This window comes from Methanoculleus sediminis, from assembly GCF_001017125.1.
Lineage (GTDB): Archaea > Halobacteriota > Methanomicrobia > Methanomicrobiales > Methanoculleaceae > Methanoculleus > Methanoculleus sediminis.
Window position 1 is genome coordinate 349,226 of record NZ_JXOJ01000002.1, and the last position, 26,256, is coordinate 375,481.

General features: G+C 63.1%; 31 protein-coding genes. 21 read left to right on the top strand and 10 right to left on the bottom strand.

All coding sequences use genetic code 11. The annotated features are described in order from the left end of the window. Nucleotides 1–432: 432 nt before the first annotated feature. Nucleotides 433–1,665, top strand: a complete 1,233-nt coding sequence (locus tag SZ63_RS04545; RefSeq protein ID WP_048181847.1) for a sensor histidine kinase — start codon at nt 433–435, stop codon at nt 1,663–1,665. On the opposite strand, the gene SZ63_RS04550 is transcribed toward SZ63_RS04545, so the two are convergent. Beyond that, nucleotides 1,640–2,029, bottom strand: a complete 390-nt coding sequence (locus SZ63_RS04550) for a response regulator (protein ID WP_206539407.1) — start codon at nt 2,027–2,029, stop codon at nt 1,640–1,642. The genes SZ63_RS04545 and SZ63_RS04550 overlap by 26 nt on opposite strands. Nucleotides 2,030–2,237: 208 nt before the next feature. Here SZ63_RS04550 and SZ63_RS04555 point away from each other — a divergent pair, with 208 nt between their 5' ends. The 4 genes from SZ63_RS04555 to SZ63_RS04570 all read left to right on the top strand — a co-directional run bounded on the left by SZ63_RS04555 (nt 2,238) and on the right by SZ63_RS04570 (nt 6,321). Continuing rightward, nucleotides 2,238–3,050 carry a glucose 1-dehydrogenase gene (locus SZ63_RS04555; RefSeq protein WP_048181850.1) on the top strand — a complete coding sequence of 271 codons (813 nt, stop codon included), beginning with the start codon at nt 2,238–2,240 and terminating at the stop codon, nt 3,048–3,050. Nucleotides 3,051–3,245: 195 nt separating this feature from the next. Next, nucleotides 3,246–4,757, top strand: coding sequence for an MFS transporter (locus SZ63_RS04560; RefSeq protein WP_048183617.1), 1,512 nt, complete (start codon nt 3,246–3,248; stop codon nt 4,755–4,757). A gap of 49 nt (nt 4,758–4,806) precedes the next feature. Then, nucleotides 4,807–5,538, top strand: a complete 732-nt coding sequence (locus tag SZ63_RS04565; RefSeq protein ID WP_052959058.1) for a SagB/ThcOx family dehydrogenase — start codon at nt 4,807–4,809, stop codon at nt 5,536–5,538. A 159-nt stretch (nt 5,539–5,697) separates the two neighbouring features. Then, a complete protein-coding gene (locus SZ63_RS04570) occupies nt 5,698–6,321 on the top strand; it encodes a TMEM175 family protein (protein WP_048181853.1) in 624 nt (207 codons plus the stop codon). On the opposite strand, the gene SZ63_RS04575 is transcribed toward SZ63_RS04570, so the two are convergent. Next, entirely contained in the window at nt 6,281–8,221 is a 1,941-nt protein-coding gene (locus tag SZ63_RS04575) for an agmatine deiminase family protein (protein WP_048183622.1), read from the bottom strand. The genes SZ63_RS04570 and SZ63_RS04575 overlap by 41 nt on opposite strands. A 92-nt stretch (nt 8,222–8,313) precedes the next feature. Here SZ63_RS04575 and SZ63_RS04580 point away from each other — a divergent pair, with 92 nt between their 5' ends. Beyond that, the gene (locus tag SZ63_RS04580; RefSeq protein WP_048181855.1) at nt 8,314–8,874 is read left to right on the top strand and encodes a manganese efflux pump MntP; all 561 of its coding nucleotides are present in this window, start codon (nt 8,314–8,316) and stop codon (nt 8,872–8,874) included. Nucleotides 8,875–8,877: 3 nt separating this feature from the next. Here the strand turns inward: SZ63_RS04580 and SZ63_RS04585 are convergent, their stop codons facing one another. Next, nucleotides 8,878–9,798, bottom strand: coding sequence for a DUF362 domain-containing protein (locus tag SZ63_RS04585; protein ID WP_048181857.1), 921 nt, complete (start codon nt 9,796–9,798; stop codon nt 8,878–8,880). Nucleotides 9,799–10,149: 351 nt separating this feature from the next. Here SZ63_RS04585 and SZ63_RS04590 point away from each other — a divergent pair, with 351 nt between their 5' ends. Further along, the gene (locus SZ63_RS04590; protein WP_048181860.1) at nt 10,150–10,605 is read left to right on the top strand and encodes a hypothetical protein; all 456 of its coding nucleotides are present in this window, start codon (nt 10,150–10,152) and stop codon (nt 10,603–10,605) included. On the opposite strand, the gene proS is transcribed toward SZ63_RS04590, so the two are convergent. The 3 genes from proS to SZ63_RS04605 are packed head-to-tail and all read right to left on the bottom strand — an operon-like array spanning nt 10,606 to nt 13,480. Next, on the bottom strand, nt 10,606–12,039 hold the full coding sequence (proS, locus tag SZ63_RS04595; RefSeq protein WP_048181863.1) for a proline--tRNA ligase: 1,434 nt from the start codon (nt 12,037–12,039) through the stop codon (nt 10,606–10,608). It lies immediately after the preceding gene. A gap of 36 nt (nt 12,040–12,075) precedes the next feature. Next, on the bottom strand, nt 12,076–12,642 hold the full coding sequence (locus SZ63_RS04600) for a stage II sporulation protein M (RefSeq protein WP_048181865.1): 567 nt from the start codon (nt 12,640–12,642) through the stop codon (nt 12,076–12,078). Next, nucleotides 12,635–13,480, bottom strand: a complete 846-nt coding sequence (locus SZ63_RS04605; RefSeq protein WP_048181868.1) for a DUF63 family protein — start codon at nt 13,478–13,480, stop codon at nt 12,635–12,637. The genes SZ63_RS04600 and SZ63_RS04605 overlap by 8 nt, the downstream gene beginning before the upstream one ends. An 11-nt stretch (nt 13,481–13,491) precedes the next feature. Between SZ63_RS04605 and SZ63_RS04610 the strand changes: the two genes are divergently transcribed. After that, nucleotides 13,492–14,574 carry an NAD(P)-dependent glycerol-1-phosphate dehydrogenase gene (locus SZ63_RS04610; RefSeq protein ID WP_048181871.1) on the top strand — a complete coding sequence of 361 codons (1,083 nt, stop codon included), beginning with the start codon at nt 13,492–13,494 and terminating at the stop codon, nt 14,572–14,574. 6 nt (nt 14,575–14,580) lie between these two features. Next, complete coding sequence (locus SZ63_RS04615) at nt 14,581–15,033, top strand: UPF0179 family protein (RefSeq protein WP_048181874.1); 453 nt, start codon at nt 14,581–14,583, stop codon at nt 15,031–15,033. A gap of 44 nt (nt 15,034–15,077) precedes the next feature. Here the strand turns inward: SZ63_RS04615 and SZ63_RS04620 are convergent, their stop codons facing one another. Next, entirely contained in the window at nt 15,078–15,950 is an 873-nt protein-coding gene (locus SZ63_RS04620; RefSeq protein WP_048181877.1) for an ADP-ribosylglycohydrolase family protein, read from the bottom strand. 67 nt (nt 15,951–16,017) lie between these two features. Between SZ63_RS04620 and SZ63_RS04625 the strand changes: the two genes are divergently transcribed. The 10 genes from SZ63_RS04625 (at nt 16,018) to SZ63_RS04665 (ending at nt 22,459) form a co-directional block, all read left to right on the top strand. After that, entirely contained in the window at nt 16,018–16,284 is a 267-nt protein-coding gene (locus SZ63_RS04625; RefSeq protein ID WP_082122649.1) for a UPF0058 family protein, read from the top strand. Between the two features lie 3 nt (nt 16,285–16,287). Next, nucleotides 16,288–17,862 carry a tRNA uridine(34) 5-carboxymethylaminomethyl modification radical SAM/GNAT enzyme Elp3 gene (locus SZ63_RS04630; RefSeq protein ID WP_048181882.1) on the top strand — a complete coding sequence of 525 codons (1,575 nt, stop codon included), beginning with the start codon at nt 16,288–16,290 and terminating at the stop codon, nt 17,860–17,862. Further along, on the top strand, nt 17,859–19,022 hold the full coding sequence (locus SZ63_RS04635) for a DNA primase small subunit domain-containing protein (RefSeq protein WP_048181883.1): 1,164 nt from the start codon (nt 17,859–17,861) through the stop codon (nt 19,020–19,022). Before SZ63_RS04630 ends, SZ63_RS04635 begins: the two co-directional genes overlap by 4 nt. After that, complete coding sequence (locus SZ63_RS04640) at nt 19,019–19,681, top strand: hypothetical protein (RefSeq protein WP_241481243.1); 663 nt, start codon at nt 19,019–19,021, stop codon at nt 19,679–19,681. Before SZ63_RS04635 ends, SZ63_RS04640 begins: the two co-directional genes overlap by 4 nt. 37 nt (nt 19,682–19,718) lie before the next feature. After that, nucleotides 19,719–19,997 carry a 50S ribosomal protein L44e gene (locus SZ63_RS04645; protein WP_048181892.1) on the top strand — a complete coding sequence of 93 codons (279 nt, stop codon included), beginning with the start codon at nt 19,719–19,721 and terminating at the stop codon, nt 19,995–19,997. 6 nt (nt 19,998–20,003) lie between these two features. Further along, the gene (locus SZ63_RS04650) at nt 20,004–20,192 is read left to right on the top strand and encodes a 30S ribosomal protein S27e (RefSeq protein ID WP_048181895.1); all 189 of its coding nucleotides are present in this window, start codon (nt 20,004–20,006) and stop codon (nt 20,190–20,192) included. A gap of 7 nt (nt 20,193–20,199) precedes the next feature. Then, a complete protein-coding gene (locus SZ63_RS04655; RefSeq protein WP_048181897.1) occupies nt 20,200–20,979 on the top strand; it encodes a translation initiation factor IF-2 subunit alpha in 780 nt (259 codons plus the stop codon). A 6-nt stretch (nt 20,980–20,985) separates the two neighbouring features. Continuing rightward, nucleotides 20,986–21,153: an RNA-protein complex protein Nop10 gene (locus SZ63_RS12620; RefSeq protein WP_082122650.1), complete on the top strand. Its 168-nt coding sequence runs from the start codon at nt 20,986–20,988 to the stop codon at nt 21,151–21,153. Next, a complete protein-coding gene (locus tag SZ63_RS04660) occupies nt 21,135–21,881 on the top strand; it encodes a proteasome assembly chaperone family protein (RefSeq protein WP_048181900.1) in 747 nt (248 codons plus the stop codon). Before SZ63_RS12620 ends, SZ63_RS04660 begins: the two co-directional genes overlap by 19 nt. Nucleotides 21,882–22,006: 125 nt before the next feature. Beyond that, the gene (locus SZ63_RS04665) at nt 22,007–22,459 is read left to right on the top strand and encodes an RDD family protein (RefSeq protein ID WP_048181903.1); all 453 of its coding nucleotides are present in this window, start codon (nt 22,007–22,009) and stop codon (nt 22,457–22,459) included. Between the two features lie 20 nt (nt 22,460–22,479). Here the strand turns inward: SZ63_RS04665 and SZ63_RS04670 are convergent, their stop codons facing one another. Further along, nucleotides 22,480–22,893 carry a helix-turn-helix domain-containing protein gene (locus SZ63_RS04670; protein ID WP_048181905.1) on the bottom strand — a complete coding sequence of 138 codons (414 nt, stop codon included), beginning with the start codon at nt 22,891–22,893 and terminating at the stop codon, nt 22,480–22,482. Between the two features lie 107 nt (nt 22,894–23,000). Between SZ63_RS04670 and groES the strand changes: the two genes are divergently transcribed. Both groES and groL read left to right on the top strand, forming a co-directional pair. After that, nucleotides 23,001–23,303, top strand: a complete 303-nt coding sequence (gene groES, locus SZ63_RS04675) for a co-chaperone GroES (RefSeq protein WP_241481244.1) — start codon at nt 23,001–23,003, stop codon at nt 23,301–23,303. 12 nt (nt 23,304–23,315) lie between these two features. Continuing rightward, complete coding sequence (groL, locus tag SZ63_RS04680; RefSeq protein WP_048181910.1) at nt 23,316–24,929, top strand: chaperonin GroEL; 1,614 nt, start codon at nt 23,316–23,318, stop codon at nt 24,927–24,929. 85 nt (nt 24,930–25,014) lie between these two features. Here the strand turns inward: groL and SZ63_RS04685 are convergent, their stop codons facing one another. Together SZ63_RS04685 and SZ63_RS04690 are read right to left on the bottom strand one after the other, a co-directional pair. After that, nucleotides 25,015–25,437, bottom strand: a complete 423-nt coding sequence (locus SZ63_RS04685; RefSeq protein WP_048181913.1) for a rhodanese-like domain-containing protein — start codon at nt 25,435–25,437, stop codon at nt 25,015–25,017. A 79-nt stretch (nt 25,438–25,516) separates the two neighbouring features. Next, nucleotides 25,517–26,236: an ATP-binding cassette domain-containing protein gene (locus SZ63_RS04690; protein WP_048181916.1), complete on the bottom strand. Its 720-nt coding sequence runs from the start codon at nt 26,234–26,236 to the stop codon at nt 25,517–25,519. Nucleotides 26,237–26,256 lie beyond the last annotated feature (20 nt).

Genomic DNA, 26,256 nt, shown 5'->3' on the forward strand with positions numbered 1-26,256 from the left:
AGACGATGCTTCCGCCTTACGGCGGAACGGGTCAGGAAGATCTCGTGCGGCAACGGGAAAGGGGCTCTCTGCCCCCGGTGTGTATGGTGATTCGGATGTGCTCTGCCGTCGGTGGGTCTTGGCTGGTATGTAGAGAACCTGGCCTGTCCTCACGGGATGTCGGGGAGAAACTCCGGGTGAGAGATCTGCCCCGCGCATATGCACACTCATATGCATGCATATACTAAATGCAGATTTCACCGATGTAACAATAAAGGTTGTGAAACGATATTCGAATTATAGAAACGAATTTCAATTATTTGAAAAAAAATTCACAATTTTTTATCCCCAGCCCGGTTTTCCAGTGAGTTGGGAATATCAACTATTATGCTGGGTGGCTGGCATAAATAACTCCCATGGCTGCGGAGAAGGTACAGAGGAGACGAGATCTGTATGGCTGACGGGACACCGGAACTCAAAGAGATCAAGGAACTCCTCCGCCAGGAGCCTCACGGGCTCAGCATCCTTGATATATCCCGGAAACTCGGCATCGGCAGAAACGTGGCGGCAAAGTACATGAGCATGCTCCATGCCGCAGGCCAGGTCGAGGTGCGCAGGGTTGCAGCGGCGAAACTCTACACCCTCGCGCACCGGGTGCCGGTCTCCGCGCTCCTCGGGCTGACATCCGACCTGATCGTCGTCATCGACCGGAACCTGTGCATTGTATTCGCCAACGCCACATTCAGGACCGAGCTCTGTCCCGACAGAGACGAGATCACCGGCTGTTCGTTCGAGATGTTCTTCCCGGAGCGTTCCATACCATTTAAGCTCGCCGAGATGACGCGCGCCGCGCTCCGGGGGCAGGAGGGGAGGTGCGAACACCCCTGGGAGATGGGTGACCGCACGGTGCAGTTCCGCGCAACGTTCATCCCGATAGTCTTCGAGGACGGCGCACCGGGCGTGACCGTCATCCTGGAAGACGTCACCCGCGAGGTCGAAGCGGTGCGGGACCTTGAGAAGGCGCTCGAGGAGAAGGAGGCGCTGATCCATGCCATCCACTACCGGATGCGCAACGCGCTCCAGGTTGTATCGAGCATCATGTACCTGCAGACCTCACGCCTCACCGAACCCGCTGCACGAAGAGCCGTCCGGGCAACCGAGCAGCAGATCCTCTCGCTCGCCCTCGCCCACGAAGAACTCCACCTCTCGCAGAATTTCGACCGTGTCTGCATGGCGGATTACCTTGCCCGCCTTGCCGGCACCCTCTTCGGAACCTACGGCGTGCCCCCGGAAAAGATCACCTGGGAAGTGCATGCCGCGGGGATCGAGATGCCGCTCGAACTCGCCCAGTTTACCGGGTTCATCCTCATCGAGCTGATCATCAACGTCATCCAGCACGCGTTCCCCGACGGAATGACCGGATCGATGGAACTTGCGGTCGATCGCGACCATACAGGCAGATACACCATCGTCGTCCGGGATACCGGAGTGGGCATCCCGGAGGGGATGAAGATTGTCGCGGGCACCACTCCCGGCCTCCCCACGGTCCGGTACTTCGTCGAGCGGTACCTGTGCGGCGAGGTTTCGATACGAGGAGACGGCGGCACGACGGTGACGGTCATCTTCGAAGGAGAGGAACCGTTCGTGCTCCCTCCCGGGGCTACTCCGGCCGGAGAGCGCGCCTGATTGCGCAGACCAGGTCCGCAGTTGTATACGGTTTCAGGATATACCCGGCAGGCGACGTTGCCATCGCCCGGTTCCTGACGGACGGGTCGGAGTGCGCGGTGACGTAAACGATGCGGCTGCCGAAGCGATCACGGATGATCTCCGCCGCTTCGACACCGTCTATGTCCCCTTTGAGCGTGATATCCATGAAGACCAGATGCGGCCGCATACGCTCCGCCTGGCGAATCGCATCCGCCCCCGTCACCGCCACCGAAACATCCCCGTAACCGAACTCCTCTAGCCGGGTCACCATATCGAACGCAATAAGACCGTCGTCCTCGACGACAAGTATCCGCGTATTCCCATCACCGGTTCCGATCATCATGTGCATCTCCTGCCCCCTGCCTGCCACCGATAACGGTTCGGGTGTATGAACAGAAGGTTCCAGTTGTAGTGATATCACGCAGAGGGTATTTACGGTTTTTCGGTCGTCAGCCGGGTTTTGTACCCCCGCCCGAGACCTTCATAACCCACCCGCTCCATCGTGGGCCGGGACGGGCGTAGTGCCCGGACCACCCGGAAGGTGAGGCGATATGAAACGGCTGGAAGGAAAGAACGCTCTCGTCACCGGCGGCTCGACCGGAATCGGGCGGGCAACGGCGATCCGGTTCGCAGACGAGGGCGCAAACGTCGCCATAAACTATCACTCGAGCGAGACGGAGGCGGAGATAACGCTCGAGGAGATCCAGACGACCTGCAGCAGCATCCGCGAGAAAGGGTGCCGGGAGATGCTGGTCCAGGGGGACATCGCGAACGAAGAGGACGTCGAGCGTATATTCCGGGAGATCCTCAAGGCATGGAGAAGGCTCGATGTCCTGATCAACAACGCGGGCATCCAGACCGCGAGCCCGACCCACGAGATGGCCATGGACGCCTACGACCGGGTTCTCGCGGTGAACCTCCGGGGCGCGTTCCTCTGCTCCCGCGAGGCGGTGCGGCACTTCCTCGATCGCGGGGGAGGGGGCGTCATCCTCAACAACACCTCGGTTCACGAAACCGTCCCGAAACCGCAGTACGCTCCCTACGCCGCGAGCAAAGCGGGACTCGGGGCTCTTGCGAGGACGCTCGCACTCGAGTATGCCGGGCAGGGCATCCGGGTCAACACGGTCGCCCCCGGCGCTATCGCAACCCCGATCAACCGGGAGTGGACGGACGACCCCGAGAAGAGGGCGGCCGTAGAAGATCACATACCGATGGGGCGCGCCGGAGAGCCCGAGGAGATCGCCGCGGTCTTTGCCTTCCTCGCCTCCGACGAGGCCGCCTACATCACCGGGCAGACCATCTACGTGGACGGCGGGCTGACCCTCTACCCCGACTTCAGGACACCGTGGTCGTCGGGAAGTTGAGGGGCGGCAGGCCCCCACAACGGGCATACCCACCGTGCCGCTGCCGGAAAGCCATGCGATTCATTCAAGCAGATTAATATAATCCCATTTTTATAAGATCAGGCTCGAAAAATTGCCCGCCGCAGGATCTGCTACGGCGGCCCCGGCACCGGGCCCCCACCTGCCGCCGGGCGATCCATCGAGGTGAACGGTGTCGTGAACATACGAAGAGGACGCAGGCGACGCACGGTTTTCGAGACAAAAGAGAACCTGACGACCGAAGAGGTCGACCACGGCTTAAAACTCGTCATCCGGGACGGGCTTGCCACCCAGGCGATGGTGACGCTGACCGGCGGCATCTTCCTCGTGGCCTTCGCCCTGCAGCTCGGGGCGTCCAACACCGTCATCGGTCTGCTCGCCGCAATCCCGCCGCTCGCAGAACTCCTGCAGATACCGGCGATCTACATCGTCGACCGGGTGCAGAAACGGAGACTCGTAGTCGTGGCGGCATCGTTCGCCGCACGCCTCTGCTGGATACCCATCATCCTGATACCGTTCCTCTTCTCGCCGGGGCAGGGAATAATCGCGCTCATCGTCTCGATTGCCCTTTACGCGTCGTTTTCGGCGATCTCCCACTGCGGCTGGAACTCCTGGATGCGCGACCTGATACCGCAGGACCGGCTCGGGGACTTCTTCTCCCGCCGGCTGACCCTCTCTACAGGGATCGCGCTCGTCATCAGCCTCGTCGCCGGGTTCTTCATCGACTCATGGGAGATCGCCTTCCCCGACCTTGCCGCCTACGGCTACTCCGTCCTCTTCCTTCTCGGGCTCATCGCCGGGCTCGTCGGGATCACGTTCCTCGCCCGCACCCCCGAGCCCCGGATGATCGCTGAAAACGGTGAGGACGGCCTGTTTGCCGCGATCAAGAAACCTTTTGCGGACCTCAACTTCAAGAACCTCATCGTCTTCCTCGGATCGTGGAACTTCGCCGTCAACCTCGCATCGCCGTTCTTCACGGTCTATATGCTGCAGAGGATAGGCCTCGACATCTCGGTCGTCGTTGCCCTCAGTGTCGGGAGCCAGGTCATGAACATCGTCTTCTACCGGTCGTGGGGCCGTGTCTCCGACCGCTACTCCAACAAATCGGTGCTCGCGGTGAGCGGCCCGCTTTTCATGCTCGCGATCTTCGCCTGGATGTTCGTCACGCTCCCGGACGTCTACATCCTGACCTACCCGCTGCTCGTTCTCATCCACATCCTGATGGGGATCTCCCTTGCCGGGGTTTCGCTCGCTTCGGGAAACATCAGCCTGAAGATGGCGCCGCAGGGCCAGGCGACCAGTTACCTTGCGGCGAGCACCTTCGCCAACTCCGTCGCCGCCGGCGTCGCCCCGATCCTCGGCGGGCTCCTGGTTGACTTCTTCGCCGAACGGGAGCTGATCTGGACTCTTATCTGGAAGGATCCGGTGCAGGAACTCGTCTTCGTCACCCTTGACATCCAGCAGTGGGAGTTCTTCTTCCTCTTCGCCTTCATCCTCGGGCTCTACTCTCTCCACCGCCTGTCGGTGGTGCAGGAGGAAGGGGAGGCGAAGGAGCAGGAAGTCGTCGACGAACTCATCGCGGGGGTCAGGCGGGATATGCGCAACTTCTCTCCCGCAGGCGGCCTCAGGGACTTCGTGAAGTTCCCCTTCTCGGCCGCCGGGAGCCGCCGCGGCAAGAAGAAGCGATAGGCCGGAAGTGCTCCGATACCATCATGAACCCGGAGACGAAGTCCGGTCTATGAACCGGAGGAACTCCTGCTTTGTCCTCGCCATCGCCGCAACGCTTGCGGCGGTGCTCGCCGCCGGATGCGCGGGCATCCCCACGGCGCCGGACGGCAACAGCACGCCGGAACCGCCGGAAGACGCGATCACCCTCCCGGAACCGCGCGAGAAGGGGAATGTCTCCGTTGAAGAGGCGCTATGGGGACGGCGATCGGTCAGGGTCTACGCCGACGTGCCGTTCGCACTCGCCGACGCCGGGCAGGTCCTCTGGGCGGCGCAGGGGATCACGGACGACCGGGGCTACCGGACCGCTCCCTCCGCCGGGGGCCTCTATCCACTGGAGGTCTACCTCGTCGCGGGCGGCGTCATGGGCCTTGAGCCGGGGGTCTACCACTACCGGCCGGGAGAACACCTGCTCGTCCGGGTCGGCGCAGGCGACCGACGGGCGGTGCTGCAGGCGGCGGCCGTCAACCAGACCTCCGTCGGCGACGCCCCGGCAACCATCGTCATCGCCGCGATCCCGGAACGGACGACCGCGAAATACGGTGAACGCGGGACGCGCTACGTGTACATGGAGGCCGGGCACGCCGCAGAGAACGTCTACCTCCAGGCAGAGGCACTCGATCATGCCACCGTCGTCATCGGGGCGTTCGATGAGGACAGGGTCCGGGAGACCCTCGCACTCCCGGAGAACACGACACCGCTCTACCTCATGCCGGTGGGGAGACCGGTTCCGGGGGGTGATTGAGGGGACGGGGGCCGAAGAGGCGGCTTCGCGTTAGCCGGCGGCACGATGGAGATTTCCGGAGCCGTCACGACACGGCGGAGCATGCGGGAGTGCGCCGCCTTCCCGGATGCAAATGCTCATTCCTTATCAGGCCGGCACTCCAAACAGAGATTGTTAACAATGGAGCAGAGAGACGACGCCAGAGAGGCGGGAGTACCCCCGGGTTATCCGAAGAACAGGGCGGAGGCGCTCACCGACGGCATATTCGCCTTCGCCATGACCCTCCTGGTACTCAGCCTCGACGTCCCGGAAGGCCTGCGCGACCCCTCCGACGCCGCCATCGCCGCGACGCTTGTCGGCCAGGTCCCCGCTCTCTTCCATTATTTCCTCGCGTTCTTCATCCTCGCTTCCTTCTGGATAGCGCATCACGCCCAGGTCGACCGGCTCCGGCAGATCGACCGCACATTCCTCTGGATCAACATCGCGGCGCTCATGTTCGTTGCACTCGTTCCGTTCTCCGTCTCCCTCGTCGGGGACTATCCGGGCGGAACCTTCGCGGTAGTCACCTTCGAGGCGAACCTGCTGGTCATCGGCCTGCTCTTTGCCGCGCAGTGGGGGTATGCCGCACATAACCGCCGGCTCGTCCGCCCCGGCACCGATATCCGCCGCGGAAACCAGCGGGTGTTGGTGGTTCCGGCCGTTTCTGCTATCGCGATCCTGCTCGCCCTCGCCGGCTGGACCTGGAGCACGGCGATCTACGCCGTCATTCCTCTCGTGATGCGCGCCCTTCCCCCGGGCAGGTGACCTCCGGCAGAGCGGACGGCTGCTGCTGGCTGATGCAGTGAATCGCGCCGAAGCCCGCGACCATCGCCGTGCAGTCGATTCCGACGACCTCCCGGTCGGGGAAGGCCTGCTGGATCCGGGCTACGGCGATCCTGTCGTTCGGGTGCTTAAAAACCGGCACCAGCACGACGGTGTTTCCTATGTAGAAGTTCGCGTAACTTGCCGGCAGCCTCTCCGCGCCGCCGACCCTCCCCGGCATCGGAAGGGGGATGACCGTCAGGGGGTTGCCGTTCTGGCCGGTCGATGACCGGAGGATCTCGTAGTTCTCCTGCAGGATAGCGTAGTTCTCGTCGTCCTCGTTCTCCTCGAGCACACAGAGGACCGTCGTCGGATTCACGAACCGGGCAATATCGTCGACATGGCCGTCGGTGTCGTCGCCGGCGATCCCCTGTTTTAGCCAGATGACATGGCCGGCGCCGAGATAAGCCTCCAGGTACGCCTCGACCTCCTCCCGGGAGAGGTGCGGGTTCCGGTTGGGGTTCAAGAGGCACGCCTCCGTCGTGATCACCGTGCCGCACCCGTTCACCTCGATCGAACCGCCCTCGAGGACGATCCCAGGGGTGAAGAGGGGAAGTTCCATCTCGCGGTTCATGGCGAGCGGGATCCGGGTATCTCCCATGAGCTCCGTGTACTTCTCCCCCCAGGCGTTGAACGTCCAGTTCACCATCGCGAGGTTCCCGGTCCTGCGGTTGACCAGAAACGTCGGTCCGTAGTCCCGGAACCAGACGTCGGCGTAATCGGCGAGATGGAACCTGATTCCAGCCGTATCGACGCCTTCCTCCTCGAGCATCGCCTTCACCCGGACACGCATCTTCTCATCGGTGACGAGCAGGTCGACGGTCTCGGATCCAAGGAGCGCCGCGATGATCTCGACGTAGATCCCTTCCACCGCCGCAAGGTCGGGGAACGTCTCGCGATCGTGGGGCCAGGAGAGCCAGACGGCGTCGTGCGGCTCCCACTCCGCAGGCATCCGGTAGCCGGACACCGCAGGGGCCATGCCCGGCGGGAGCCTCCGGGCGAGCAGACCGTAGGTCTCCGGCCGCCGGTTCCGGAAGAATCCCCAGCCTTCCCGGACGGCCTCGTTCTCCGCGAGGTCGACCTCCACGACGAGGACCTCTTCGTCGGTCTCGCTCGCACGGGCAACGACGTTCCCGAACGCGTCGGCGACGAACGAGCTCCCGAAGAACCGGATCTCGCCCTCGTCACCCACCCGGTTGACGGCGGCGACGTGGACGCTGTTTGCGATCGCGTGTCCCCGCTGCACCGTCTCCCATGCCTCACGCCAGTCGCCCTCGGGCGGCTCTTCCCCGGCAATCCGGCCGATGGCGGTCGGGTAGAAGATGATCTCCGCACCCGCGAGCGCAACCGCCCTCGCGGCTTCCGGGAACCACTGGTCGTAGCAGATGAGCACGGCGATCCGGCCGTACCGGGTATCGTAGACGCGGTAGCGGCCTCCGGGCAGAAAATAGGTCTTCTCGTAAAAGAGCGGGTCGTAAGGGACGTGCACCTTCCGGTAGACGGGGAGCAGCCGGCCGTCGGCGTCGATCACCACGGCGGTGTTGTAGTGCTCGCCCGATTCGGTCCGCTCGTAGACCGGCACGACGATCACGACACCGTGTTCCCGGGCAAGCGCCGAGAACGCTTCGGTCGACGGTCCGGGGATCGTCTCGGCGTAACGGGAAGCGTCCGTATCCTCGTACTGCGGGAAGTAGGGGACACGGTAGAGTTCCTGCAGGCAGAGAACCCGCGCACCTTTCGCGATCGCCGTTCTCGCCATACCGAGGATGCGTTCCAGGTTGCGGTCGGGATCCTCGCTCACCGCCGCCTGGATGAGGCCGATCGTTTGCGTGCTCATCTCCATCATCTCTCCGTATCGGTAGGACGCTCCAGCGTTTTATATCAACCGCCGGGCCATACCGTTATCCCGCACCGTGCCGAAGATCTCCGGTAGCAATGGAGTTCGCGACGACTCTCCTCATCGCCGTCGGGCTTGCGATGGATGCATTTGCGGTCTCGATCAGCGGAGGCGCCGGCCTGCGGGAGGAGCGGCTCCGGTGGGCCGTCATCGCCGGAGCGCTCTTCGGCGGGTTCCAGGCGGGGATGCCGGTGCTCGGGTGGCTCGGGGGGATGGGGCTCGCCTCGTTCACCGGGACATACGGCCCCTGGATCGCCTTCCTGCTGCTTGCCCTGATCGGCGGGAAAATGATCGCCGAGGCATTGCGGGGAGACGGCGGGAACGCACCGTTTGCCGCCGGGAGCGCGGCAACCCTCCTCCTGCTTGCCGTCGCAACGAGCATCGACGCTCTCGCCGTCGGCGTCTCGTTTGCCGTGCTGGACACCCCGATCGTTTTGCCCGCACTCACGATCGGCATCGTGACCTTCGCCTTCTCCGCCGCCGGCGTGCTTCTCGGGAGTGCGTTCGGCAGGATCATCGGGCGAAAAGCCGGGATCGTCGGCGGTATAATCCTTGCGGGGATCGGTCTACGGATCCTGCTCGAGCACCTCTTCTTCTGACCCTCAGGCGGTTTCGTCCAGGATCCGCCGCATCTCGATGACGAGCTCTTTGCTCTCGGAGTCGAGCGCCACGAGCCGGAGATCCTCCGCCGACTTAACTCCGACCCCGAGTTGTGCAGCCCGGGCAATGGTATCCATTGCAAATATCCGGCCCCGCATCACCTCCGGCGTCGAGCCGTAGTGCCGGAGGAGCGCGATACCGGCGGCGTCCAGGGCGACCCGGTCGGTGCTCGCGAGGATGGCGTTCGGGGCGATACGGCTGCCCCGCTCGGGCCCCCCGGTCGAGAACCCCTCCGTCGCGTCCATGACGGCGACGTCGCAGGGAACGAACCGGTTGATCTCGGCGACCATCCTCCTCTGGTGCGGCGACGAATGCAGCTCCGCCATGTAGTTGTAGCCGTTCCCCGGGTTCCTCGCCGCCACCGCTCCTACCGTATTCTTCAGGGAGAGGGAGACCAGGCCGCCGAACCGGTGCGTCTTCAGGCAGCAGGTCTGGACCACCGCATCTGCCTCCCGGAAGAGCCGGGCGACCAGGAACCCGCGCTCCCAGTGAAGATCGTCCGGGGGGATCGCCTCCCACCCCTCCAATGGGAGCGAGTCGAGCACCGCCACCTCCGCACCCATCCGGGCCGCGACATCGGCGGCACCCCGGTTCTTCAGCACCAGGGCGGTCTCTCCCATCCCGCTCCGCTCGCCGAGCACGATCGACCGGGCACCGGCATCGCGGACCCGTGCGAGGATCGTCTCCAGCATATCGGGATGCGTCGTCGCGGGGAACGGATCGTCGCTGTTGAAGTTCGCCTTGACCGCAACGGCCTTTCCATCGAGGGAGGAAAGGCCAATCTCGCGCCAGAGCGCCTCGACGGCATGGGTGCGATCGGATGCATCGATGACGTAGACTTCGGATGCCGCTGGAGATGCCATGCGCGCAGAGTGCCACGGCAACCTATAAAAATTCTATGCCGACGGCCCGGATCGTGATAAGACGACCTATTTGCCGGCATTCTAGTTTGCAGGGGAGGGGGATCGCGGCCGGGGCGGCCGCCGGATCCCGCGGGGATGAGCACGGGGGACCGGCGGCGACGGGGGCCGACGCCGTGGGCGGGCAGATCCCCCGGCCTCATTCGACACGTATAAGAGCACCCCAAGCGCAATACGTAGTAAACCTCACGACAATCGTAGAGATCGCGCATCTCGCGTGGAATGCTTCCGGAAGGCACGAAGCCCCGCGCCCGGTGTCCCTGGAAGAGTTAGAGGTATGAGGCCAGTATAATCATGACTTCCAGAATGCATACCCCCCACACCACCTGTCCCAGCTGCCATGAAGAGGTCTACCTGGACGAACTCGTGGGCGGGCGCTGCCCCCTCTGCGGGTATTCCCTCGACGAAGACGACGGAACGTGCAGCGAATACGAGGAGACCATAGAGCGCTCCGACCTTGGGTGGATGATCTTCCAATTTTACGTCTTCAAACGGTTCTGCAGCGAGGGAGCAAACCCGCTCCAGGTCATGCAGATCCTCTCCCGGTACGAGGAGCTCACCCAGTGCAATCCCGCCGACGCGGAGAAGATGCAGTTCTCTCTGGAAGTTCCGATGAGCCGCTGGGAACGGCTGCTCCCGAAGAGATGCGAAAAGTGCGGGAGAATATTCTTCCTGGGCGGAAAATCCGTGATCTCGGGAGACCTCGCGTCCCCCGAACACGTAAAAACGTATACCTGCCCGTCCTGCTGATCAGTAGGTCCGGGCAACCAGGGCGGACGTGCCTTCGCCGCCGCAGGCGACGCACGGGCCGTCCGAGACGGCGATCAGGTCCGACCGGATGTCGGACCCGATGATGCTCGCATCCACCGCCGCCTCAATCTTTTCTGCACACTCCTGCGATCCGCACCAGTGAACGACCGCAACCCCGCTCTTCACCGCCTCGGCGGTCTCCTCGAGCGTGCTGGCCGCGGTTATCCGGTCGGCCATCGCCTGCTTCCCCGCCTGCGAGAGATCTTCCCCGAACCCTGCAAGGACGGAGGTGATCCCTTCGACGACGCCCCGGCGGTCGAGCGTGGTCTTTTTGCCCGTGCGGGTGACGGCGACGACCGTGTTCGCGTCGATATCCCGCGGCCCGATCTCGATCCGCAGCGGGATGCCGCGCATCTCCCAGTGGTAGTATTTCGCGCCCGGACGCATATCCCGCGCATCGAGTTTCACGGCGAACCCGGCGTTCCGGAGTTCCGTCTCAAGCGCCGTGGCCGCCGCAAGCACCTCGTCGCGCCGCTTCCCAACGATGATCGGCACGATGACGATCTCGACCGGTGCAACCTCCGGCGGCAGCACGAGCCCCTTATCGTCGCCGTGGATGCCGATCGTGGCCGCAATCGACCGCTCGGAGATCCCGTAGCAGGTCTGGTAGGCGTACTGCTGCTCGCCGTTCGCGTCCTCGTAGGTGATGGCGTAGGTGCGGGAGAAGTGGTCGCCGAGCATGTGCACCGTCCCTATCTGGAGCGTCTTGCCGTCGGGCATGATGGTATCGACCGCGATGGTGTAGTCGGCGCCCGGGAACTTGTCCCACTCGGGACGGCGGGATATGATCACCGGGACGCGGAGGCTGTCGTAGAACTCCCGGTAGAGGCCGAGCGCGGTCTCGACCTGCGCCGCTGCCTCCTCCCGCGTCGCGTGGACGGTGTGCGCCTCCTTAAACGACGTGATCTCCCGGAGACGGATGAGCGGGCGGGTGTGCTTCGTCTCGTAGCGGAACGTATTGACGATCTGGTAGAGTTTTAAGGGCAGATCCGTGTGCGACCGGATCCAGAGGGCGTACATCGGGTAGATGGCGGTCTCGCTCGTCGGCCGGAGAGCGAGCGGCACGTCGAGCTCGTTCCTGCCGCCGTGAGTGACCCAGTAAACCTCGTCCTCGAAGCCCTTGATGTGCTCGGCCTCCTTCATGAACTCGGTCTTCGGGATGAGGAGCGGAAACATCGTCTCAGCGTGGTCGCGGTCCATCAGGTCCCGGAGTATCCCGTATGCACGCTTCCGGATGCCGAACCCGTGGGGATACCAGACGTACAGCCCCTTGACCGGGTAGCGGACGTCCATGATCTCGGCTCGCCAGAGAATCTCATTGTACCACTCGGAAAAGTTCTCTTTCCGGGGAAGTGCTCCTGTATCTTCTTCCATCCGTCTCGTACCTCAAAAATTATTGATCTGCCTCTCTTAAGCTACCATACTTAGGATTGCCGGCGTAATAAATGCCTCTACGACCGCGGCAACCGCGAGGAGCGGGACGACCAGCCGGAGAAAGAGCCGGGCGAGAGACAGGGCTTCTGCGGCGGCATCGCCCGTGCCGTGCCATTCGGCGATGAGTTCCCGCCCGAGGAGGAGGCCGAGGCCCCCCGCGATGAGGAAGGCGGGGATCTCGAAGATGCCGTGGGGGACGAGCGCCGCCGCAATGAAGAGCATACCCTGCTGCTGCCGCACGAGTTCCGTCAACGCACCGATCAACAGTCCGTTGACCGAGAGAATCAGCATCGTGACCACGCCGAGGGAGGCTCCCCCGAGGAAGAGGAGGAGGCAGGTGGCCAGGTTGTTCAGGAAGAGTTTCCCCGCAAGGACGGGCGGGGAATCGGAGAGGAGCTGGCTCACCACCTGCTCGTTGAAGAGAGTCGCGGCCTGTGCACCTACGCCCGGGTCGCGAGCCACGGCAACAACGCCGATGCCGATCGAGACGGCGAAGAAGACGGCCGCGAAGATCGTGGCCCGGGCAAACGAGGGTTCAGACATAGAGCACCATCCGGGCGAGATCGCGTATCCCCGGCGCCATACCGACGACGATCATGGCGAGCAGGATGAGGTGCCAGAGGCCGGAGTCGCCCTCACGCCGGTACATCTCGAGGACGTAGACGGCGGGGACGAGCACCGCAACCTTCAGCAGGAACATCGAGAAGGCGGTTCCGGTCGCATCTATCAGGGCCGCACCCACGACGTGCTGCTCGACGTAGTGGACGGGATGAATGTCGATCCCGTAACTCGTGGCGCTCGCGTCCAGCATGTGGCCGAAGATGAGGAGTTTGTAAAGGATGTTCGAGGCGTAGTCCCACTTCAGCACGTAAACGAGAAACGCCCAGAGGGCGAGCGACGTAACAGAGGCAAGCACCAGGATGACGGCGAGGACGTCGAGCGCGATCGTCGCTTCAGTAAGACCGAACCAGACGAGCGCTGAAGCGGCCACGAGACAGGCGGCGACCCCGACGCTCCCGTAGAAGCGGCTGTAGCGGGCGACGAGTCCGGCGTTCTCCGCGAGTTTCCCGGCAAAGAGAGCGATCGCCGCAACCGCAAAGATCGTAAAGAAGATCAGGGGCGTGATCAGGAGAAACCGGAGATCGGAGGTGATCATCCCGGTATCCTCGACGACCCGGAGAAGCCCCCCGAGGACGACGAAGGGCAGGGTCGCAAGCACCAGCTCGTCATCGACGGCAATCCGATACCGTCGGAGTCCCCGATAGACGAGATAGACCGCTGCGATGAGGATCAGGGCGTAGGTCAACGTATCGACGAGCGTATACGCTTCGCCGTAACGGATTGGATCGATGTAGTATTTGTAGAGGAACTCCCTAATCATTGTTGATCTAAATGAGCGCAGACCGCATAAACCTACTCAGAACCAAGGTCTTCGACAAGTCGAAATGGATGCAGCTCCCCCGTGACGTCGTCATCGGCCACGATGTCATCGAGCAGATCCCGGCTGTCTGCGAAGACCTTGCCCTCGGCGACTCTGTGCTCATCGTATCGGGTGGTCAAACAAGGGACATCGCCGGGAAAAAGGTCGAGGCGCTCCTTGCCGGCTCCTACGACGTCGCGACGTTCGCCGCGAACGATGGCGATCCTCTCGAGACGATCCGGAAAGCCGAGGCGGCGGCGGCAGAGGCGGGGTTCGTCATCGGCGTCGGCGGGGGCCGGGTCATCGACACGGCGAAGATCGCCTCCTACAACACCGACCGCCACTTCATCAGCGTTCCCACCGCCGCATCGCACGACGGGATCGCCTCGTCGCGTGCCTCGGTGCCGACCGCCGAGGGGAACGTCTCGCTCGCGGCCGAACCCCCCATCGCCGTCGTGGCCGACACCGCCGTCATCGCGTCGGCACCCCACCGGCTGCTGGCGTCCGGGTGTGCGGACATCATCGCGAACTACACCGCAATCCTCGACTGGGAACTCTCCCACCGTCTCCGGGGCGAACCGCTCTCGGAGTACGCGCTGACGCTCTCCCGGATGACCGCCGAGATCCTCTTTAAGAACGCAGACCTCATCAAACCCCACTCCGAGGAGAGCGCCTGGCTGGTGACGAAAGCGCTGGTCTCTTCAGGTGTCGCGATGAGTATCGCGGGGTCGTCCCGGCCCGGGAGCGGCGGCGAGCACAAGTTCTCCCACGCTCTGGAGAAACTCGCGCCGGGGAAGGGGCTCCACGGGGAGAAGTGCGGGATCGGGGCGATCATCACGATGTACCTCCACGGTGGGGACTGGGAGGGGATCCGGGACTCGCTAAAGAAGATCGGCGCACCGACCACCCCCGCCGGGATCGGTGTCGACGACGAGACGGCCGTTGCGGCGCTGCTCGCCGCGAGGACAATCCGGCCGGAACGGTTCACCATACTGGATATGGGATTGACCGAGGAGTCGGCGCGGGATCTGGTGAAGATGCTCTACCGGGAGTGAGGAGAGATGGTGAAAGGGAAGACCAAAGTGACGCTGATCGGCGCCGCGCTCGCGAAGCCGGGGCTCGATTTCGTCTACGAAGGCAACTCATGCCCGGAGTGTGAAACCTGCAAGGTCCGCAAGACCTGCCACAACCTGCAGCCGGGCAGGAGGTACCGCGTCGCTACCGTCCGCACGAATACCCGGCACGACTGCCCGGTTCACCACGAGGCGGTGATTGCAGTCGACGTCGTGGAAGCGCCGCTCGTCGCCCTGATCGGTGCCGACATGGCGATCGCGAACTCGAAAGTCAGCTACGAGTTCTCCTGCCCGAAGATCGAGTGCCGGAGTTACCGTCTCTGCCGTCCCGACGGCATCATCGAGGGGGAGAAGTACATCGTCGAGGAGGTTCTCGGCAACGCTCCCGACGTCTGCGAGCGCGGCCGGGCGCTGAAACTCGTGGAACTCCGGCCGGTGTGAGGCCGGCGCATCGGCCTTCCCCACGGAGCAGTCTCACTATTCTTTTACGCCCGGCTCACCCCTGCGAGCCTGCGGGCGAGATCGATGATCTCCTCCCGGTCGCGGAGCGCGGCGAGCCACGACGAGGGGATCGCCTCGAACCCGTACCGCGCTCCGGCGAGCCCGCCGACGATCGCGCCGACGGTATCGGCGTCGCCCCCGAGGTTGACCGCCGCGACCACCGCTTCGCGGAAGGAGACGGCATCCATGAAGACCCTGACGGCGCAGTGGGTGCAGAGGACGGCGTCGAGCGAGGGGTCCGGCGGATACGCCCGGTAGTCCTCGAGGAACCCGCGGAGTTCCGGGTCCTCGCAGGCGGCAAGCGCCCGGCCGAAGGCTACGGGAGCCTCTTCCCCCCGGCACATCCCGCTGACCATCCGGTTGACGAACGCCGAGGCTTCGCCGGCGGCGGGATCGAAGTGCGTGACGCGGGACGCGGCGAGGCTCGCCTCCCGCACCTCCCCGGGCGGGTAGAAGATCCCGACCGGGATGCCGCGCATGACGCTCCCGTTACTCCGGCTCCCGCCCCGCGCCTCGTGCGTCATCCCTGCGGCGATGGTGGGCGCGACGCCCCCTTCGATGAGATCGAGGACGGTACGGGACGTCGGCCCGAAGAACTCCGGGCGGGCACGGTAGACCCGAACCAGACGGCGAGCGAAGTCTTCCGGGTCGAGCCCCCCGCACTCGAGAAGGGTCTGCGCCAGGGCTGACGCCTGCAGGGTGTCGTCGGTGTACTGGCCGATAGCGACGTCGTGAATCCCGCCTCCCACCATCTCCGTTACGGCCAACGGAGCCGGCGGAAGGCCTTCCAGGGGCGCGCCCAGAGCATCGCCGATTGCAAGCCCTACGAGCGCTCCGACCGCCCGCATCTTGTGCATATAAAAAGATCACCAACAAATTATATCTACCCGCGGACAGTAGTATTCTTCGAGGAAAGGTGATATCGTGCAAAAGGAAGAGCTGCTCCACTTATATATGCTGTTAGTCCACATCAGGAAATACTACGAAAGCACGACGGGGGAGGATGTCCCGACCGACCAGTACAACACTCTCCACATCTCACCCGTCCATATCCACAAGAATAAGGTCACTCACAAAAAAGCCATCCTGACGCTCGGGAGCGAGATCGTCCACCACATCCGGGCCAACCACAATCCTTACATCGAATACCACGCCGATTTTCAGTCCGAACGTATTGCAACCGAACACTAAACGATGAACGATACCGATACTCTCCGGGAGATCATCTCCCGCATCCTTTCTACCGGGCCGGTCCCTGCCGACGTACAGAAGATCAAACTCGAGGTCTGCCGTGAACACGGTGCGAACATGCCCAAAAACTCCGCGATCCTCGCCGCCGCCACACCCGATGAGCGCGAGCGGCTCCGGCCGATCCTCCAGGTGAAACCCACGCGGACCCTCTCCGGGGTGGCGCCCGTTGCGGTGATGACCTCGCCCCACCCCTGCCCCCACGGAAAATGCCTCCCCTGCCCCGGCGGGCCGGAGCACCCCTTTGCATCCCCCCAGAGTTACACGGGAGAGGAGCCCGCGGCACTCCGGGCGAGAGAGCACGCCTTCGATCCCTACGCCCAGGTGCAGGCCCGCCTCGGGCAGTTCGAGGCCCTCGGCCACCACGTCGACAAGGCGGAACTGATCGTGATGGGCGGGACGATGACCGCCCGCCCGCTCGAGTACCAGGAGTGGTTCGTCGGGGCCGCCGTGCAGGCGATGAACGACTATCCCCGGGCGGGAACTCCCCAGGAGAGACCCGATCTCGAGGCGATCTTCGCCGCGAACGAGTCGGCACGGGTCCGGTGCGTCGCCGCAACCTTCGAGACGCGGCCGGACTGGTGCCGGGAGGAGCATATCGACCGGATGCTCTCGATGGGCGTGACCAAGGTGGAACTCGGCGTCCAGCACCTGGACGACCGGATCCTCGACCACAACCGCCGGGGCCACGCGGTCGCCGACTCGGTCGCGGCGAACTGCCTCCTGCGCGACGCCGGACTGAAGGTCGGGTTCCACATGATGCCGAACCTCCCGGGAGCAAGCATGGAGGACGACCGGCGGATGTTTCGAGAACTCTTCGCCGACGAGAGGTTCCGGCCGGATTTCCTGAAGGTCTACCCGACCCTGGTGACGCCGGGCTCCGAGATCGAGGCACTCTGGGAGCGGGGGGACTACCGGCCCTACTCCGAGGAGGAACTGATCGATCTCGTCGCCTACGCGAAGTCCCTCCTCCCGGAGTACGTCCGGCTCCAGCGGATCCAGCGCGACATCCCGGCAAAACTGATCGTCGCGGGTTCAAAGCACAGCAACTTCCGGCAGCTTGCCGAGGCGCGGCTTCATTCGCAGGGGGGGCGGTGCCGGTGCATCCGGTGCCGCGAGGTGGGGAGAGCGCCCGAACCCGGAGAGGTTGCAATCTCGACCCTGGTTTACCGGGCGTGCGGCGGAGAGGAGCGGTTCATCCAGGCAGGTTCAAAAGACGCCCTCGTCGGGTTCGCCCGGCTCCGGTTCCCGCACCGGCCCTTTCGCGAGGAACTCGCGGGCGCCGCACTCCTGCGCGAGCTCCACGTCTACGGGAGCGTGGTCCCGATCAGCACCCCCGCATCCGCCGACGAGTGGCAGCACCGCAGTTTCGGTAGCGAGCTCCTCTCCGTGGCCGAAGAGGGGGCACGCGATCACGGCTACCGCCGCCTCGCGGTGATGAGCGGGGTAGGGGTGCGGCCCTACTACAGGAAACAGGGATATGAACGAGTGGGCCCATATATGATCAAGACGTTCCCATGAAACCCGCAACGCTCGAGTTTGTGAAGCAGAGGTTCGCCGAGTACTACCAGAGGCAGAATCTCACCGTTCCGTCCTCCCTCGAGCAGCGCGAATGGGGATTCATCTTCTTCGACGCCGCGGCCGAAGTCCGGATGCGGCGGCACATGGCGTTTGCCGACCCCGAGGAACTCGGCGCGTATGTCAAAAGCCTGGTCCCCGCTCACGTCTACTACTCGACGGCCTACTACCAGACGCCGTCGGCGCCGACGATGAACGAGAAGCACTGGGCCGGCGCCGACCTCATCTTCGATCTCGACGCCGACCATATCGTCCGCGGCCCCTACGCGATGATGCTTGCGCGGGTCAAGGAGGAGACCGAGAAACTGCTCGCGATGCTGACCGACGAACTCGGTTTTGCCCGCAGCCAGATCAGAATCGCCTTCTCCGGGGGGCGCGGCTACCATATCCACGTCACCGACATCGCCGTCCGCGGATGGGGCAGCCAGGAACGGCGCGAGATCGTCGATTACGTCTGCGGCATCGGGCTCGACCCGGCCGCGATGCTCGCTCCGGGTGGCGGCGAGACCGAGTCGGACCTTCGGTCTGACCGGGCGGGCGCCGAAGGTGCCCGCACCGGGTGGCGGCGACGCTACGTGGAAACGCTCCGCGCCCATCTCCTGGATCTTGCCGCTCGCGACCCGGCGGAGGCGACGGCCTACCTTGCGGGGCTCGACGGTATCGGGAAACGAACGGCCGCGGAGTTCCTCGCGGATATCGGCAGCCTCGCCGCCGGAGCCCCGGAAGATCTCCTCAAGAACCGGGTCGTCCGCGCGCTCACGGCCGCACCCGGCTTCGAGGAGAGGCTCCGGGACGCCGGGGCGCGTGCGGACGAACCGGTCACGACCGATATCAAGCGGCTGATCCGGACGCCGGGATCGCTGCACGGCGGCAGCGGCATGCGAGTCGTGCCGCTCGATATCCGGGACTTCGCGGACTTCGATCCGCTCGTGGACGCGGTGGTCTTCGGTGACCGGGACGTACGGGTCGATCTGAAGGCAAATTTCGCCACGTCCCTGCTCGGGAACACCTACTCGCTCGATGCAGGGATCCGGAACGTCCCCGAAGCGCTCGCGATCTTCCTCTGCTGCCGGGGTGTGGCGGAGATAGCCGGGGGTGCATGATGGCCGCCGATCTTTTAGAGAAACTGCGGCAGATGCTGCTTGATATGCAGCACTCGGGACGGCTCTCGCATATCGAGCCCGGCCTCTACGACGACGCCCGGGCGTACATCGAGAAGCGCAAGACGGACTACTACGATCTCAAAAACCCCCTGGAGAGCCGGATGGGGAGCCTGCTCATCGAGGAGATCGGCAGCGTCACCGAGACCGTCCAGGAGATCTTCTCGGTCCGGACGAGGCAGATCCTCGACCTTGCCTTCCAGCAGATGGAGGGGCATTACGTCGATAAGGATGAGGCCCGCAAGATGCTCCCGGAGGAGCGGGCGATGTACGAGCGGATCATCACCGCCATCGGGGAGTGCCGGGAGGCACTCGTCCACGGCGAGGCAACTCCGTTCGGCGGCGACGGTGCGGCCGTCGTAGGCAGTGCCGAGGAAGCCGACGGCATCCCGGAACCCCGCGGAACGCCTGCGGCTCCCGCTCCCCGCCCCATCCGGTCTCCCTACGCCCTCGTGCATATCCGCTCCGATGTGGAGTCGTTCATGGGGATGGACGGCAGGACCTATGTCTTAAAAATAGGGGATATCGTCACCCTGCCGGAAAACAATGCAGACGTGCTCTGCGAGCACGACATAGCCTTAAATATTAGGCTTAACAAGTAATATAGGTACTCGAATCTATTGAATAGAGGTTACTATCATGAAAATGCCGTCAAAATTCAAGACGTACTGCCCGTTCTGCAGGAACCACCAGGTTCACGAAGTCGTGAAGGTAAAGAGGGGCAAGGTGCGCCACTTCAACTGGATCGACCGCCAGAAGGCGCGCAGGAGCACGGTGGGCAACATGGGCAAATTCAACAAGGTGCCCGGCGGCGACAAGCCGACGAAGAAGATCAACGTCAGATACCGGTGCACGGTCTGCGGCAAGGCACATCTCAGGCCGGGATTCCGGATCGGTAAATTCGAGCTTACGGAGTGAGTTGGTATGGTCCGGGTAAACAGAGAGAACAGGAGCACATTCCTCCGGGTAAAGTGCCCCGACTGTGAAAATGAGCAAGTGGTCTTTGAGAGAGCGAGTACCGTCGTGGAGTGCAACGTCTGCGGACGTATCCTTGCGGAGCCCCATGGCGGGAAAGCTGATATAAAGGCTGAGATCATGGCAGTACTTGAGTGATAATTCCATGAATGAGAGAGAGTGGCCCGAGGAAGGAGAACTCGTTGTCTGCACGGTCGCGGACGTCAAGGACTTTGCGGCGTTCGTGACCCTGGACGAGTACAACGAGCGGCGAGGGCTCATACCGATATCCGAGATAGCGCGGGGCTGGATTAAGTACATCCGGGACTTCGTAAGAGAAGGACAGAAGGTCGTCTGCAAAGTCCTGAATGTGGACCCCGATCGCGGCCACATCGATCTCTCGTTAAAAGACGTAAACGAGCACCAGCGGCGCGAAAAGATTCACGAGTGGAAGAACGAGCAGAAGGCCGTGAAGTGGATCGGGTTCGCCTCCGAGGCGTCGGGAGCGGACAGGAAGATCATCGAGGAGGCAATTTTCCGCGAATACGGCCAGTTATACCCGGCCTTCGAGGATATCGTCACCACCGCCGGCGAGGCAGCGGATAAGCTGAACCTCGACGAGAAGATAAAAAAAGCGCTTATCACCGTCGCGAACGAAAACGTGAAGGTCTCGAGGGTGACGATCACCGGGCACCTCATCCTGACGTCGGCCCGGCCCGACGGCGTCAACGTGATCCGCCGGGCGCTCCGGAGTGCGCAGCCGAAGGTCGAGAACGTGGATATCGACCTGATCTACGTCGGAGCCCCGAAATACCGGATAAAAGTGACCGCACCCGATTATAAGGAAGCCGAGAAGGCAATCGAGAAGGCGGCAAGCGCCGCCGTCGGCGTGGTCGAGCGGGCCGGCGGCTCCGGCAAGTTTATCCGGAAGCAGAAGGCCGGATAGAACCATATGAGCAGCCGCATCCGCCGCTGTCCGCACGACCGGAGATATACGCTCTCCGAGATCTGCCCGGTCTGCGGCCGGCCGTGCCGGCCGGCCCATCCGGCACGTTTTTCACCCGAGGACAGGTACGGTAACTACAGGAGGGCCGCACGCGGATGGAACACGTCACAGTAACCTTTCTACGGGACGACAATATCGATGCCCCGGTCCTGATCGAGGGCCTGCCCGGCATAGGGCACGTCGGGAAACTCGTTGCCGACCACCTGATCCACGAACTCGGGGCCGAGAAGGTAGGGAAGATCTCTTCGCTCCACTTCCCGCCGCAGGTGATTGTCGACGAGCAGGGCATCACCCATCTCGTCAACAACGAGATCTACCGCTACGAGAAGGACGGAACGTCGGTCCTCTTTCTGGTGGGAGATTTCCAGAGCAACTCGGCCGAAGGCCACTACATCCTCGCGGAGCGCTACCTCGATATCGCCGAAGAACTTGGCGTTAAGCGGATCTACGCGCTCGGGGGCTACGGTGTCGGTCGCCTGGTCGAGAACCCGAGGGTACTCTCGGCGGTCAACATGGAGCACCTCCGCTCCGAGGTGGAGGCGGCCGGCGGGTCGTTTGAGAACGCCGGGAGCGGCGGGATGATCGTGGGGGCCTCGGGGCTCCTGCTCGGCCTCGGCGAGGAGCGGGGCATCGAGGGAATCTGCCTGATGGGCGAGACGAGCGGCTACATCGTCGACCCGAAGAGTGCCGACGGCCTTCTTACGGTGCTCTCCCGCCTGACCGGGATCGAGGTCGACCATACCTCGCTGCAGCAGCGTGCCGAGGATATGGAGCAGATCATAGCAAAGATCCAGGAAGCCGAAGAAGCCAAGGGCCGGGAAGAACTGAGTTATATCGGATAATCTCCCCCATTTTCTCCAGCCCCGGAGAGCGGGCCGTCATGATTGCCCGTGGCGCCCTTCGGCGGCCCGTCAATCACCGACCCATCCGAACCGTTAAGAACAACGGAGATCGACAGATTATCGATATGGTCACCCTCTACCTCGCCAGGTGGGAGACCCGGTTCTGGGCCTGGCTCATCGACATCATCCTGATCGGGCTTCCCCTCTGGGCGCTCTCCGACCGGCTGCCGCCATCCTGGGAATTCACGGTATCTCCCGGACTCCTCTCGATCAGCCTCTCCTCGATCGTCCTCTTCCTCTACTGGACGCTGCTCGAGGGTTACCGCGGCCAGTCCATCGGCAAGATGGCGCTGAAGATCCGGGTCGCCGGCCGCGCCGGAGAGGATATCGGGTTCTCCGCAGCAGCAATCCAGGGTTTCGGCAAAGCGTTTCTTCTCATCCCCGACTGCCTTATCGGCTGGCTCGCTATGCCGGGTTCGAAACAGCGGCTCTTCAACCGGATCTCGGAAACCGTCGTGATAGAGACCCGCGAAACGGAGGAGCCGGAGGGCGTCACCTACGTGAAGCAGGAGGAGTGAGGGGAGCCCGCCCCCGCCTTTCACCCCTCGATGCCGAACGACCGGTCGAGCTCTGCAGCCGTGGCCTCGATATCGTCGAGAACCCGGAGCGCATCTTTGCGCAGTTCCTGCACCATCGACTGGAGGGAGTTGCCCCGGAGATGGATCTGCCGCTTGTGGCGGTACACGACACCAGCATCGACAAGGTTCCTGATGTGGTGGTTGATACGGGAACTGGAGACATCCAGGTCGCGCGAGATCCTCTCCACGGGCACGCCGTTCCCGGAGACCTGGTGCGAAAGAAGGACGACGAGAATCCGCTGGGCGACCTGATCGACGTCCCTTCCTTCTCCGATACCGAGGCTGTTGAAGAACCAGTCGAGATTCTCCTCCGCCCTTTTGCCTCTCGGCCTCTCGACCTGTCGAAAGACTATCTGCCTTGCCGCCGGTGTCATCGATTATTCATGCGTATGAGCCGATCAGGTATAAAGATATCCAATATATCGAAATCATTTCGATAATTTTGATAAGGTTTAAATATTTAGGATGCCTTACGATCTTGTTGCAAAAACTCTCTGAAGGTGATAGACTCATGGAGATTATCCCAATCGGAGAACGGGTTCTCATCAGACCCATACGAAGAGAAGAAGTTACGAAAAGCGGCATTTACATCCCCGAATCCGCACGGGAGGGCAGAAAGGAAGGATCCGTCGTTGCGGTAGGAGAGCGCGACGACGGCTCCAGTCTCCCCTTAAGCCCCGGGGACCGTGTTTTGTACGGAGGCTACACCTCGGATATGTTCGAGATCGACTCCGAGACGTACGTGTTCGTCCCATACAAGGACATCCTGGCAAAGATCAGGTAACGGAGGAAGCCCATGGTATCATCAAAACAGCTGATGTTCGACGAAGGCGCACGCAGATCGCTCCTTGCCGGCGTCAATAAGGTCGCCGACACTGTCAAGATAACGCTCGGCCCCAGAGGCAGGTACGTCGTGATCGACAGGTCGACAAGCCCCGTCGTGACGAACGACGGCGTGACGATTGCAAAAGAGATCTCGCTCCACGACAAGTTCGAGAACATCGGGGCGAAACTCGTCAAGGAGGTCGCCCAGAAGACCCAGGACAAGACCGGCGACGGGACGACAACCGCAACGCTTCTCGCCCAGGCCATCCTCGCCGAAGGTCTCAAGAACATCTCCTCCGGGGCGAACCCGAACGAAGTCAGGCGGGGCGTCGACGCCGCGGTTGCGGCCGCCGTGGAGTACATCCAATCAACGAGCGTCCCGATCAGGGAGCGGGACAGGATCCTGCAGGTCGCCGCCATCTCGGCCAACAACGACGAAGAGATCGGTGAACTCATCGCCGACGCGATGGACAGGGTCGGCTACGGCGGGCTCATCACGGTCGAGGACGCAAAGAGCCTCGATACCAGCCTTGAGGTGGTCAAGGGGATGCAGTTCGACCGGGGCTACATCTCGCCCTACATGATCACGGACACCGAGAAGATGGTCTGCGAGCACGAAGACCCCTACATCCTGATCACCGACCGGAGGATCACCTCGCTCAAACAGATAGTTCCTATCCTTGAAGCGGCCGCACAGGAGGCGAGACCGCTCCTGATCATTGCCGAGGACGTCGAGGGCGAGGCGCAGGCAGCCCTCATCCTGAACATCATACGCGGCTCACTTAAGGTCTGTGCGGTCAAGGCACCCGGGTTCGGCGACGAACGCAAGGCAATCCTCGAGGACATCGCGATCCTCACGGGCGCGACGGTGATCTCGGAAGACCGGGGGATGAAACTGGAGAATGTCTCCAGGCAGGTCTTCGGCTCGGCCCGCACCGTCAAGGTCGACGGAGAGAGCACCCTGATCGTCGGAGGAAAAGGCGACCGCAAGGCCCTTGAAGAGCGGATGCACCTGATCGAGTCCCAGATCAACATAGCGGACTCCGAGTGGAAGAAGGACGAACTCAGAAAGAGGCTTGGAAACCTCGGAGGCGGCGTCGCCGTCATCAAGGTCGGCGCGGCGACCGAGACGGAGTTAAAAGAGAAGAAGATGCGGATCGACGACGCCCTGAACGCCACCAAGGCGGCGGTCGAGGAAGGCGTGGTTTCCGGGGGCGGGGTCACCCTGTTTAGGGCGATCGAAACCCTGGATAAACTGCAGTTCGATGACGACCGGAAGGTGGGTGTCGCCATAGTCCGGCGGGCGCTGGAGGAGCCCATCCGTCAGATTGCAAAGAACGCCGGTGTCGAAGGCGCCGAGGTCGTCGCCACCGTAAAGAGGAGCGACGAGCCAGGGTTCGGCTACAACGCAAAGACCGGCACCTACGTGAACCTGATGGAGCACGGCGTCATCGATCCCGCAAAGGTGGTGCGGCTCGGGCTCCAGAACGCGGCGTCCATCGCAGGCATGATCCTCTCAACGGAGGTCGTCATCACCGACTTCGACGACGAGAAAGACACGAAGACTGCAGCCATCATCATCTGAGGGCGATCCGTTTCCCCCTTCTCCTCCACTCATCCGGGCTCGATGCAGCAACCGCGTCGAGCCCACCCATAAGGAACAATACGGTTTAACCGGTCACCGGGAGCCCGGCTGCCTTCCAGGCATTGATGCCGCCCTCGATCTCGTAGACCTCGCAAAATCCGGCCTCCCGCATCAACTCCCGGACGCCGGCGCTCCGCCCGGCCCGCTGGCAGTATATGAGGTAGGCCGCCTCCGCGTCGAGACTGTTGAGCTGCTCTGAAAATTCCGCCGAGTCGATGTTGATTGCACCCGGGATATGCCCGGCGGCGAACTCGTCCGGTCTCCGGACATCGATGATGACAAAACCCGGATCTCCTCCCCTCTCTTCGATCAGGGCGGATGCTTCGGACGGCGTGATCGTCCGGACGACCTGGTCGTCGGGCGCCGGGCTGCCTTCGAGACATCCACCGGCGAGCACAAGCGCGACGACGGACAGGAACGCGAGCAGGGGATGGAGATGAACGGCCATGCATCCATGTCACGGCCGCAACGATAAAGCGGTTTCGATCGCACCCGCCGCTCGTCCACCGGTGCAAAAGCCGGGACGATCAGGTGGGGTTGTCGAATTCGAGCGGCGTGTCGTCGAGGGCCATCACCGCACGGAAGGTCTCCGGCGCATCCAGGGCAACGACCTCGCCGCGGTCCACCACCGCAACCCGGGTGCAGATTGCTTCCGCTTCCTCAACATCGTGCGTCGTAAAGATGATCGTTGCCTTCCGCTCACGGTTCAGCCGCCTGAGCAGGTCCCAGATCTCCCGGCGCCCGGCTTCGTCCAGGCCGGCCGTCGGTTCGGCAAGAAAGAGGGCCGACGGGTGCGTGAGGTATGCCCGGGCGATCTCCAACTGCTGCACCATGACGGGAGAGTAGGTCTCGACACGGGCATCGGCACTTCCGGCGATGTCAAAGAGGTCTACGACCTCGGGGATCCTTCTCTTCCGGATATCGTCGCCCAGGCCGTGCAGCCGGGCGTGGAAGTCCAGGTTCTCCCTGCCGGTCAGCGCAGGGTCGAGCACCGACTCCCGGAGAACGATGCCCATGCTTCTGCGCACGTCCCCGAGGTTGCCGAGAACCGCGAGCGGTGAATGCTCGGCAAATCCGGGAACCGGAAAGAGCATCGTCATGAGGATGGCAAGCAGGGTCCGCCGGTCCTGACCGCAGGGGCAGAGAACCCCAAAGATCTCTCCGCTCTTCACATCGAACGGTATCGGGCCCCTCGCCTGGAGCCGCTCCAGATGTCGGATCAGATCTTCAACGGTAAAGGCGGTCATACTCCTCTGCGCAGATGCAA

What these genes read in the sequence shown, in the direction of transcription:
- SZ63_RS04665 (WP_048181903.1), top strand. Translation starts at nt 22,007, where the DNA reads ATGGTCACCCTCTACCTCGCCAGGTGGGAGACCCGGTTCTGGGCCTGG.
- SZ63_RS04545 (WP_048181847.1), top strand. Translation starts at nt 433, where the DNA reads ATGGCTGACGGGACACCGGAACTCAAAGAGATCAAGGAACTCCTCCGC.
- SZ63_RS04660 (WP_048181900.1), top strand. Translation starts at nt 21,135, where the DNA reads ATGGAACACGTCACAGTAACCTTTCTACGGGACGACAATATCGATGCC.
- SZ63_RS04575 (WP_048183622.1), bottom strand. Translation starts at nt 8,221, where the DNA reads ATGGAGATGAGCACGCAAACGATCGGCCTCATCCAGGCGGCGGTGAGC.
- SZ63_RS04555 (WP_048181850.1), top strand. Translation starts at nt 2,238, where the DNA reads ATGAAACGGCTGGAAGGAAAGAACGCTCTCGTCACCGGCGGCTCGACC.
- proS (WP_048181863.1), bottom strand. Translation starts at nt 12,039, where the DNA reads ATGGAAGAAGATACAGGAGCACTTCCCCGGAAAGAGAACTTTTCCGAG.
- SZ63_RS04590 (WP_048181860.1), top strand. Translation starts at nt 10,150, where the DNA reads ATGACTTCCAGAATGCATACCCCCCACACCACCTGTCCCAGCTGCCAT.
- SZ63_RS04615 (WP_048181874.1), top strand. Translation starts at nt 14,581, where the DNA reads ATGGTGAAAGGGAAGACCAAAGTGACGCTGATCGGCGCCGCGCTCGCG.
- SZ63_RS04620 (WP_048181877.1), bottom strand. Translation starts at nt 15,950, where the DNA reads ATGCACAAGATGCGGGCGGTCGGAGCGCTCGTAGGGCTTGCAATCGGC.
- SZ63_RS04650 (WP_048181895.1), top strand. Translation starts at nt 20,004, where the DNA reads ATGGTCCGGGTAAACAGAGAGAACAGGAGCACATTCCTCCGGGTAAAG.
- SZ63_RS04600 (WP_048181865.1), bottom strand. Translation starts at nt 12,642, where the DNA reads ATGTCTGAACCCTCGTTTGCCCGGGCCACGATCTTCGCGGCCGTCTTC.
- SZ63_RS04640 (WP_241481243.1), top strand. Translation starts at nt 19,019, where the DNA reads ATGATGGCCGCCGATCTTTTAGAGAAACTGCGGCAGATGCTGCTTGAT.
- SZ63_RS04685 (WP_048181913.1), bottom strand. Translation starts at nt 25,437, where the DNA reads ATGGCCGTTCATCTCCATCCCCTGCTCGCGTTCCTGTCCGTCGTCGCG.
- SZ63_RS04570 (WP_048181853.1), top strand. Translation starts at nt 5,698, where the DNA reads ATGGAGCAGAGAGACGACGCCAGAGAGGCGGGAGTACCCCCGGGTTAT.
- SZ63_RS04565 (WP_052959058.1), top strand. Translation starts at nt 4,807, where the DNA reads ATGAACCGGAGGAACTCCTGCTTTGTCCTCGCCATCGCCGCAACGCTT.
- SZ63_RS04585 (WP_048181857.1), bottom strand. Translation starts at nt 9,798, where the DNA reads ATGGCATCTCCAGCGGCATCCGAAGTCTACGTCATCGATGCATCCGAT.
- SZ63_RS04605 (WP_048181868.1), bottom strand. Translation starts at nt 13,480, where the DNA reads ATGATTAGGGAGTTCCTCTACAAATACTACATCGATCCAATCCGTTAC.
- groL (WP_048181910.1), top strand. Translation starts at nt 23,316, where the DNA reads ATGGTATCATCAAAACAGCTGATGTTCGACGAAGGCGCACGCAGATCG.
- SZ63_RS04690 (WP_048181916.1), bottom strand. Translation starts at nt 26,236, where the DNA reads ATGACCGCCTTTACCGTTGAAGATCTGATCCGACATCTGGAGCGGCTC.
- SZ63_RS04550 (WP_206539407.1), bottom strand. Translation starts at nt 2,029, where the DNA reads ATGATGATCGGAACCGGTGATGGGAATACGCGGATACTTGTCGTCGAG.
- SZ63_RS04580 (WP_048181855.1), top strand. Translation starts at nt 8,314, where the DNA reads ATGGAGTTCGCGACGACTCTCCTCATCGCCGTCGGGCTTGCGATGGAT.
- SZ63_RS04635 (WP_048181883.1), top strand. Translation starts at nt 17,859, where the DNA reads ATGAAACCCGCAACGCTCGAGTTTGTGAAGCAGAGGTTCGCCGAGTAC.
- SZ63_RS12620 (WP_082122650.1), top strand. Translation starts at nt 20,986, where the DNA reads ATGAGCAGCCGCATCCGCCGCTGTCCGCACGACCGGAGATATACGCTC.
- SZ63_RS04655 (WP_048181897.1), top strand. Translation starts at nt 20,200, where the DNA reads ATGAATGAGAGAGAGTGGCCCGAGGAAGGAGAACTCGTTGTCTGCACG.
- SZ63_RS04670 (WP_048181905.1), bottom strand. Translation starts at nt 22,893, where the DNA reads ATGACACCGGCGGCAAGGCAGATAGTCTTTCGACAGGTCGAGAGGCCG.
- SZ63_RS04645 (WP_048181892.1), top strand. Translation starts at nt 19,719, where the DNA reads ATGAAAATGCCGTCAAAATTCAAGACGTACTGCCCGTTCTGCAGGAAC.
- SZ63_RS04610 (WP_048181871.1), top strand. Translation starts at nt 13,492, where the DNA reads ATGAGCGCAGACCGCATAAACCTACTCAGAACCAAGGTCTTCGACAAG.
- SZ63_RS04630 (WP_048181882.1), top strand. Translation starts at nt 16,288, where the DNA reads ATGAACGATACCGATACTCTCCGGGAGATCATCTCCCGCATCCTTTCT.